At 65.0% G+C, this 7778-nt stretch carries 8 protein-coding genes and 1 riboswitch; of the genes, 2 read left to right on the top strand and 6 right to left on the bottom strand.

Annotated features, from left to right (window positions below; all coding sequences use genetic code 11):
- A partial coding sequence (locus WAN02_RS02920; protein WP_422262682.1) for a septum formation family protein occupies positions 1 to 398 on the top strand: 398 nt, incomplete at its 5' end.
- On the opposite strand, the gene WAN02_RS02915 is transcribed toward WAN02_RS02920, so the two are convergent.
- The 6 genes from WAN02_RS02915 to WAN02_RS02890 form a co-directional block, all read right to left on the bottom strand.
- Positions 388 to 1434, bottom strand: a complete 1047-nt coding sequence (locus WAN02_RS02915) for a sulfate/molybdate ABC transporter ATP-binding protein (protein ID WP_422262680.1) — start codon at positions 1432 to 1434, stop codon at positions 388 to 390. The two genes, WAN02_RS02920 and WAN02_RS02915, sit on opposite strands and share 11 nt — an antisense overlap.
- Before the next feature lie 18 nt (positions 1435 to 1452).
- Positions 1453 to 2271 (bottom strand): sulfate ABC transporter permease subunit CysW, encoded by an 819-nt coding sequence (gene cysW, locus WAN02_RS02910; protein ID WP_422262678.1) that lies wholly within the window; start codon positions 2269 to 2271, stop codon positions 1453 to 1455.
- The gene (gene cysT / locus WAN02_RS02905) at positions 2268 to 3119 is read right to left on the bottom strand and encodes a sulfate ABC transporter permease subunit CysT (RefSeq protein WP_422262676.1); all 852 of its coding nucleotides are present in this window, start codon (positions 3117 to 3119) and stop codon (positions 2268 to 2270) included. The genes cysW and cysT overlap by 4 nt, the downstream gene beginning before the upstream one ends.
- Positions 3116 to 4129: a sulfate ABC transporter substrate-binding protein gene (locus tag WAN02_RS02900; RefSeq protein WP_422262686.1), complete on the bottom strand. Its 1014-nt coding sequence runs from the start codon at positions 4127 to 4129 to the stop codon at positions 3116 to 3118. The genes cysT and WAN02_RS02900 overlap by 4 nt, the downstream gene beginning before the upstream one ends.
- Positions 4130 to 4234: 105 nt before the next feature.
- On the bottom strand, positions 4235 to 4327 hold the full coding sequence (locus tag WAN02_RS02895; protein ID WP_350355740.1) for an Ms4533A family Cys-rich leader peptide: 93 nt from the start codon (positions 4325 to 4327) through the stop codon (positions 4235 to 4237).
- A 142-nt stretch (positions 4328 to 4469) separates the two neighbouring features.
- Positions 4470 to 4664 carry a hypothetical protein gene (locus WAN02_RS02890; RefSeq protein WP_422262673.1) on the bottom strand — a complete coding sequence of 65 codons (195 nt, stop codon included), beginning with the start codon at positions 4662 to 4664 and terminating at the stop codon, positions 4470 to 4472.
- 69 nt (positions 4665 to 4733) lie between these two features.
- Positions 4734 to 4856, top strand: a riboswitch (cobalamin riboswitch).
- A gap of 35 nt (positions 4857 to 4891) precedes the next feature.
- Here WAN02_RS02890 and WAN02_RS02885 point away from each other — a divergent pair.
- Positions 4892 to 7778, top strand: a 2887-nt coding sequence (locus WAN02_RS02885) for a cobaltochelatase subunit CobN (protein WP_422262684.1), incomplete at its 3' end; no start/stop codon positions are given.

Genomic DNA, 7778 nt, shown 5'->3' with positions numbered 1-7778 from the left:
GAATAGTGATATCCATGCTGTGGGGGGCGGTTTGGGCCTACAGCGCCTGGCCCAAAGACGGGCTGATCACCGGCACGTTGCAATCCGGGCCTATGCTGCGGGTCGGCGAATGCTTTGGCGAAACCATCAATTCGCCCGTGAGCTGTGACAAACCGCATTCCCGCGAAGTCTTCGCGGTGCTGTCGCTATCTCGTTTCCCGGACAACGACACCGAACAGGAGCAACTCGAGAACCGCTGCAAAGCGGAGCTGCCGAAATTCTCAGCCACCGCCAGCCGAGACCCGGAGTTGCGAGTTGAAGCGTGGCCCCCCGGCTCAGAGTCGAGGTATATGGAAAATCGCGCGGCGGGATGTGTTGCGTATTTCAGTTCCGATCGAGTCGGCTCGATCAAGGGCTGAGCGTAGCGGATTCAGTGTCGTTGAGCGTCAGCGCTTCTCCGGGGATCGTCGGCACCCGAGTGGCACGCACGTAGACGGTGTCCCCCGCCTTGAGGCCAAGCGCTTCAGCGTCGCCGCGGGTGATCTGAGCGGTGAAGGGGCCGCCGGTGGCAGCATTCGTCAACTCCACACGCACCTCGAAGCCCAGCATCACCACGCGATCGATGGTGGCGCGAACCACACCGGTGGTCTGCGCGGTGCCGTCGTCGGCCGCGAACTTCATATCCGGGCTGCGCCCGACCCGGATGTCGTGCGGGCGAACCAGCGCCCCGTTCAGTGACGAGACCGCACCGAGAAACGACATCACAAACGCATTCGCCGGCGCGTCATACACCGTTCTGGGCGATCCCACTTGTTCGATGCGCCCGTCTTTGAGCACGGCGATCCGGTCGGCGACGTCAAGTGCCTCGGCCTGATCGTGAGTCACCAGGACCGTGGTGACGTGCACCTCGTCGTGCAAACGGCGCAGCCATGCACGCAGATCGTCGCGGACCTTGGCGTCCAGCGCGCCGAACGGCTCGTCGAGCAGCAGCACCTGGGGATCGACGGCCAGCGCGCGGGCCAGCGCCATGCGTTGACGCTGACCGCCGGAGAGTTGACTCGGGTAGCGGGTTTGGAAACCGCTGAGCCCCACCACCTCCAGTAAGTTGTCTACCTTCTCGGCGATCTCGGCCTTGGGCCGCCGCCGAATCTTCAGCCCGAAGGCCACGTTGTCCCGAACGGTCAAATGCTTGAAGGCCGCGTAATGCTGGAAGACAAAACCGATCCCGCGCCGCTGCGGCGGAACCCCCGTCACATCACGACCGTTGATCGTGATGGTTCCGGTATCCGGCTGATCAAGTCCGGCGATGGCGCGCAACAGTGTCGACTTGCCGGAACCACTCGGGCCCAGCAGTGCCGTCAATGAACCGGCCGGCACCTCGAAGTCAACGTTGTCCAACGCGGCGAAGTCGCCATAGCGTTTGTTGGCGCCCCGCACCACAATCGCATCAGTCATTTAGCGCCACCCTGCCTCTCACGGCTGCTTTGTGGCTCGCTTGAGGCGAGCGTCAAGAATTACCTGAACGATCAGAACAAGCACCGAAACCACCATCAACAGTGTCGAAATGGCGTAGGCCCCGTATTCGGCGCCCCGGTTGTAGCGGTCGGACACCAGTAGCGTCAGCGTCTGGGATTGGCCCGGCAGGTTCGACGACACCATGATGACCGCACCGTATTCACCGAGGGTGCGCGCGACGGTCAACACGATCCCGTAGGTCAGTCCCCACCGGATCGACGGGAGCGTGACCCGCCAAAACGTTTGCCACCAGTTGGATCCCAGAGTTGCCGCCGCCTGCTCCTGATCGGTGCCAACCTCATGCAGAACCGGCTCGACTTCGCGCACCACGAATGGCAGCGTGGCGAAGACGCTGGCGAGGACGATGCCCGGCAGACCGAAGATGATCTTGAACCCGAAGTCTCGCTCCACGAAGCCCAGCAGCCCGGCCGATCCCCACAACACGATCAACGCCACACCCACCACGACCGGCGAGACTGCGAATGGCAGATCGATGATCGCCTGCAACACCCCCTTACCGCGGAACCGGTTGCGCGCCAGCACCAGTGCAGTCGGGATACCGAAGATCACGTTGAGCGGCACCACGATCGCGACCACCAGCACCGACAAGTTCAGTGCCGAGATCGCCGCCGGCGTACTGACCCACGCGACGAACTGGCCGAACCCAGGGGTGAAGGTCCGCCACAGGATCAAGCTCACGGGAACCACCAGCAGCACCAACACATACGCAAGGGCGACGAACCGGATCAGATAGCGAACCGGGGGCGACAGTGTCATGCCGACAACTCCTCACGCTTGGCGGCGCGCGATCCCACGGTACGCAAGACGAAGAGCACGACAAACGAGATCGCAAGCAACACAATCGATATTGCCGCCGCGCCGGTACGGTCGTCGTTTTCGATCAGCGTCCGGATCCACTGCGACGACACCTCGGTCTTGCCCGGCACCGCTCCACCGATCAACACCACCGACCCGAACTCACCAATGGCACGCGCAAATGTCAGCCCCGCACCGGTCAGCAAAACCGGAGTCAGAGCGGGCAATATAACGGTCGTGAAGATCGTTGCGTTGTTCGCACCCAGTGACGCCGCCGCCTCCTCGGTCTCACGGTCGACCTCGAGCAGCACCGGCTGCACGGCCCGCACTACGAACGGCAGCGTGACGAAGGCCAATGCCACGCCCACACCCCATCCGGTGTGCTGCAGGTGCAGACCGACCGGGCTGTGATTCCCGTAGAGCGCCAATAACACCAGGCTGGCCACAATCGTGGGCAACGCGAACGGCAGATCGATGATCGCGTCCACGATCCGCTTACCCGGAAACTCGTCGCGCACCAGCACCCAGGCGACCAGCAGACCGAAGAACATGTTGACGACGGTGACGCCCGCGGAGATGGTCAGCGTCACCCGAAAAGACTCGAGTGCCGCATTCGAGGTGACCGCGAGCCAGAACGCGTCCCAGCCGCCACCGATGGATTGCCAGGCGATGGCGGCCAGCGGCAGCAGCACTATGACCGAAAGCCACAGCACCGCAACGCCAACTCGCAGCGACGTGGCTTCACCGCGTAACCTGCTGCGGCGCTGCGTGTTATGGCCGGTTACCTCAGTTAGTATCGTGGTCGTCATCCGGTGGCCTGGGTGTAGATCTTGGTGATGCTGCCCGATTTCTTGTCAAACAGTTGTGGATCCACGGCGGTCCAGCCACCCAGGTCGGCGATCGTCCACAGCTTCGCCGGTACCGGAAACTGGTCGCGGACATCGGCGGCCACCGCCGGATCGACCGGACGGAATCCGGCAGCCGCCCATACCTTCTGGGCCTCCGCGGTGTACTGGAAGTTCTTGAATGCGACGGCGGCATTCAGATGGGGGCTGCTGGTCACCACCGCGACTGGGTTCTCGATCTTGATCGTCTGCGACGGGTTGATGTGGGTAATCGGCTTCCCTTGGCGTTCGGTGGCGATCGCCTCGTTCTCATAGCTGATCAAAACGTCACCGCTGCCCTGAACAAAGACGTCGGTAGCCTCACGCCCCGACCCGGGACGCAGTTTGACATGCTCACCCACCAGCTTGTGGATGAAGTCGAGGCCCGCTTGGGGGTCGTGGCCGCCCACACTCTTGACTACGTAAGGCGCAAGCAGATTCCATTTCGCCGAGCCCGAACTCAGCGGGCTGGGCGTGATGACCTCCACGCCGGGCCGCAGCAGGTCGTCCCAGTCCTTGATGTTCTTCGGATTCCCGGGGCGCACCACCAGCGTCACCACCGATCCGAAGGGGATGCCTTTGGTGGCGTCTTTGTCCCAGTCCTTGGACACTTTGCCCGCCTTGACCAGTCGCGCGACATCGGGCTCCACGGAGAAGTTGACGACATCGGCGGGCTTGCCGTCGACAACGCCGCGGGACTGGTCACCCGATGCGCCATACGAGGCGATCACCTGGACACCCTTGCCCTCCTGCGACGCGTTGAACGCCGGAATCACTTTGCTCCAGCCGGGCTCAGGTACTGAGTAAGCGACCAGCGTGATGCTGGTGTGCGCATCACCGGAGTCGCCACCACCGACGACATCGCTGGCGCCACCGTGACACGCCGCGATCAAACTCGCAGCGACGGCCAGCACGACAACGTGCCGCCACGTCACGGGGTTTTTGTTGTCGTCGAACAATGGTCGACCTTTCGGAGGTGAGCTTGACGTCTGACAAATCCCGGTGCGAAGGAAAGCGAATTTCGGCGCGCGGGCAGAAAGTCAGCGACAACAATGCACGTCAGCGACAGCGCAATCGCCCACGGCAATGAGTGCCAAGACGTGGCACTCGGTACTGCCGGACGCTGCATGCATGGGCGAAGCCTAACAGAACGACCCGGCCCCGGATCCGAGGCCGATGCAGGTCAGCGGGTCAACAACCAGGCGACAATGACCAGTACGACCAGCGCGACCAGTATCAGCGTGACCCGTGATCGGGGCATTCCCGTGTTTCCACTCATCCGGGCTCGTCGTCGCTGTGCCGGACACGATTCATCAAACTGATACCGCGCCCCAGCGCCCCGTCCAGCGCTGCCGCGATCGCATAGGCCAATGCCAGCACGACCGGCATCACCACGATGGTCTGAAAGACGAACCCCAGGCCTGACAGCCACAGCTCGACGCCGTCCCACCAGCTGAGGATCGTGTTCATCGGGCTCACCCTATTCCGCACGCCCACCGAAGCCAACTGGCGCTGAGGCGTGCCCAGCTCCACTAAACTGGTCCGCGCATGTCTCGTGGCGACGGGAACTCGGTGCGATTCCGGGGCGGTTCCGCCACTGTGAGGGCCTCGGTGTCCAGCCGGCGGTCTGAGCCAGACACTGGTCACGAGGCACTCCACTGGACGGGGCGAGAACCCCGGGGAGGAACCCCGTGACTATGGTCGACGCACTGATCCATCGCATCGCTTTGCTGTCCACGTCCGATACCGACCTGTTGTCGGCCCGTGCGTCGCAAGCGGCGTACAGCTTGGGCAACCCGGCGCGTCAGGCCATCGAGGACCTGCTCGACGGCGCCGAGGTCGTGGTGCTTCGGGTGCTCGGTTCTTCGGCGGAAGTCGCGGAGGAACTCAGTGCCCTGCGGGCCACCGGTGTGCCGCTGATCGTGCTGGGCGGCGAACGCACGCCCAGCGCCGAACTGATGGAATGCTCGACGGTCCCGATCGGGCTTGCCGCGCAAGCACACTCGTACCTGGCCGAAGGGGGTCCGGCCAATCTCGCGCAGTTACATGCTTTTTTGTGCGACACCGTGTTGCTCACCGGTCACGGATTCGACGAGCCGGTGGTGATTCCCGAGTGGGGTTACGCCGAGCGGCCCAACGATACGGCCGCCGATCACCGTGCGCGGGTCGGTGTGCTGTATTACCGGGCCCATGAGGTCAGCGGTAACTCAGGGTTCGCGCATGCGCTTGCCGACGCGATCGATGCCACCGGCAGCGCGGTCGGAGTGCCGATTTTCGCGTCTTCGCTGCGCAGCGCACCCGATGAACTGTTCGGCGCGTTGGCCTCGTTGGACGCCGTCGTGGTCAGCATGCTGGCCGCTGGCGGGTCGAAATCGGCCGTCGTCGGTGCGGGCGAGGACGACTCGTCGTGGGATATCGAGCGCATCGCCGCGATGAACATCCCTGTGCTGCAGGGGCTTTGCCTGACATCTTCACGCGAGGAATGGGTGTCGAGTGACGACGGCGTCACCCCGCTCGACTCAGCGACGCAGATCGCGATCCCCGAGTTCGACGGCCGCATCATCACGGCGCCGTACTCCTTCAAGGAAGTCGACAGCGATGGACTCCCGCACTACGTGGCCGACTCGGAGCGCTGCGCACGGGTCGCCGCCATCGCGGTCAACCACGCGATGCTGCGCCGGGTGCCCAACGCCGACAAAAAGCTGGCGTTGGTGCTCTCGGCCTATCCCACCAAGCATTCGCGGGTCGGCAACGCCGTCGGCCTCGACACCCCGGCGTCCGCGGTGCGGCTCCTGCGCCGTCTCGCCCAGGACGGCTATGACGTCGGCGACGGCTTCGGCGTGCTCGGCATCGAGGACGAGACACAGGCCGGCGACCGGTTGATGCACACACTGATCGACGCGGGCGGCCAGGACGAGCAGTGGCTCACCAGCGAGCAGGTCGCTGATGCGCAGGTGAAGGTCAGCCCGGCGCAATACGCCCGGTGGACGGCCGACCTTCCCGCTGAACTGCGCGATGCGATGGCACAGGCGTGGGGCCCGGCGCCGGGTCGGCTATTCGTCGACGACAACGGCGATCTTGTGATCGCCGCTCTGCGGTCGGGCAACCTGGTGCTGATGGTCCAGCCGCCACGCGGATTCGGCGAGAACCCGGTGGCGATTTACCACGACCCAGACCTGCCGGCCAGCCATCACTACCTTGCGGCGTACCGCTGGCTGGAGCACGGTTTCGGCGCCCACGCGGTAGTGCACCTCGGCAAGCACGGCTCGATGGAATGGCTGCCGGGCAAGAACGCCGCGCTGTCGGCGGCCTGTGCCACCGACGCCGTGCTGGGGAACCTCCCGTTGATCTACCCGTTTCTGGTCAACGACCCCGGCGAGGGCGCGCAGGCGAAGCGCCGCGCGCACGCAACGATCGTCGACCATCTGATCCCGCCGATGGCTCGCGCCGAAAGCTACGGAGACATCGCACGACTCGAGCAACTGCTCGACGAGTACGGAAACATCGCCGCGATGGATCCGGCCAAGCTGCCGGCCATTCGCGGAGAAATCTGGAACCTGATGCGCGCCGCGGAGATGCATCGCGATCTCGGACTCGACGACCGCCCCGACGACGCCGAGTTCGACGATTTCCTGCTGCACGTCGACGGCTGGCTGTGCGAGATCAAGGATGCTCAGATCCGCGACGGGCTACACGTTCTCGGTGAGGCGCCGCAGGGCGCAGCGCGGGTCAACCTGGTGCTGGCCATCTTGCGGGCAGCGCAGGTGTGGGGTGGCCAGGACCACGCCGTCCCGGGATTGCGCACCGCCCTCGGTTTGAAGGAGGGTGCCGAGGTCGCAGTGGTGGACGACATCGAGAGCCAGGCGCGCGCATTGGTCGAGTCGATGGAAGCCGCCGGCTGGGATGCCGGGGCTGTCGAGGCCCTGCACGAGGCGCCGGACGTGCGAGCGTCGCTGCGGTTCGCCGCGACCGAGGTGGTGCCGCGGCTGTCTGGCACAGCGGGCGAGATCGACGCCGTGATGCTGGCGTTGGCAGGCGGTTTTGTGCGGCCCGGCCCGTCGGGATCGCCGCTGCGGGGTCTGGTCAACGTGCTGCCCACCGGCCGCAACTTCTACACCGTGGACCCCCGCGCCGTGCCGTCGCGGCTGGCCTGGCAGACCGGGCAGGCGATGGCGGAGTCGCTGTTGCAGCGCTACCTCGACGACACCGGCACCTATCCCGAGTCGGTGGGACTGTCGGTATGGGGCACCAGCGCGATGCGCACGTCGGGCGACGACATCGCGGAAGTACTGGCGTTGTTGGGCGTTCGGCCGGATTGGGACGAGGCGTCACGGCGGGTGAACCGGTTGGCGGTGACCCCGCTCGAGGAACTCGGGCGGCCGCGCATCGACGTGACCATCCGGATCTCCGGGTTCTTTCGCGACGCCTTCCCGCACGTGGTGATGATGCTCGACGACGCGGTGCGGATGGTGGCGCTGCTCGACGAGTCGGACGAGGACAACTACGTGGCCGCGCACGCACGTGCCGACCTGGCCGACCATGGCGACCAACGCCGCGCCACCACAAGGGTGTTCGGATCCAAGC

Source organism: Mycobacterium sp. (assembly GCF_049281135.1).
GTDB lineage: Bacteria > Actinomycetota > Actinomycetes > Mycobacteriales > Mycobacteriaceae > Mycobacterium.
The sequence above is the reverse complement of the archived record's forward strand: the minus strand, read 5'-3'. Positions and strand labels throughout refer to the sequence as shown.